This is a genomic window from Undibacterium sp. GrIS 1.2, assembly GCF_040544435.1.
Classification (GTDB): domain Bacteria; phylum Pseudomonadota; class Gammaproteobacteria; order Burkholderiales; family Burkholderiaceae_D; genus Undibacterium.
Window position 1 is genome coordinate 1 of record NZ_JBEONP010000153.1, and the last position, 1,147, is coordinate 1,147.

A 1,147-nucleotide genomic window follows, 5' to 3' on the forward strand; every position below is an offset into this window, starting at 1 on the left:
TTAGGACTTACGCAAAAAGCGTAATTTTGTAATAAAACGGGTTTATGCAAGACGCATAGTAATACTCGGATTTTTAAGTTGCTGTCGTAAGAATTCATCAAGCAGGCCATGTTTAATGCGATACAAGGTTTCACTAGTTTGCTTTGCGACAGCGGCTAAGCGAACCCATACAAGGATGGCACAAGCGATGTGATTGCGCTGGATTCTCGCCTTTCTGCATTGACAGCGTTCGATTCCCGTCAGTTGTTTTGCTTCTCGGTGAAACTGCTCAATCTTCCAGCGCAAGGCACACGCTTGTTGTGCGCCCTTCGTTAAATCTTGAGTCAGGTCGTTGGTGACGACCATGTCCGTGCGGTGGGTAGACACCGTAACGCGGAACAGTTTGACCTTGTGCTCTTTGGGAAATCCTCTGATCTTAATGATCTTGCCATGCGCTACTTCTCGCTCATTCCAATCGAGTGAATCGACATGGCGATAGTCCAGTTCGCCACGTGAGTCATCGACTAAGCGATTGCTCTTGATGGGGCAGTAATAAATTTTACCCAAGGACTCAATGAAGAGCATCAGTTCCTTGGTGGCATACCAGGTATCCATTAGCATGGTACGGCAGGCCAGACCTTTGTGATGCACCACATTGGTCAGCATGTCTTTGACATGATCGAGCTTAGATTTGCCATCACCTTGTGGGTCGTAAATACGATAATCAATGACCCAATGCTCCTTCGTTTCCGGATTGACATACACACAGGTAACAACCCCAATGCCTTTGATAATGCCGTGCGCATTACCACTGTATTGACGTCTTACCAGCTCGATTTTATGCGAAAAATTCTTGTCTATAATCGTGTCATCAAACGTGATGCAACCACCCGCTGTCGCCGCAATCAGATCACGCACGTTGTCCCACACCAAGTGAGGCGTCATCTTCTCGTCTCGCAAAAATCGATTGATCGCATCGTGACTCATATCTTCTACGTGGTCGGCAAAATTGGTGATCGTGTGATTGATCGGCGTTACCAATAAATACTGGCAGTAATCTAAGCGGGTTGGTCGTTTTGGCATGTCCAGAACTGTACACACCCGTTTTCTTTTTTAGGTTTACGTCTTTACATCTTGTTACAATTCTCTTGTTTTTGCGTAAGTCCTA

At 45.9% G+C, this 1,147-nt stretch carries 1 protein-coding gene; it reads right to left on the reverse strand.

Annotated elements, in window-relative coordinates; translation table 11 throughout:
* Window positions 1-42: 42 nt before the first annotated feature.
* Window positions 43-1,062: an IS701 family transposase gene (locus tag AAKU61_RS22630; RefSeq protein WP_354335888.1), complete on the reverse strand. Its 1,020-nt coding sequence runs from the start codon at window positions 1,060-1,062 to the stop codon at window positions 43-45.
* Window positions 1,063-1,147 lie beyond the last annotated feature (85 nt).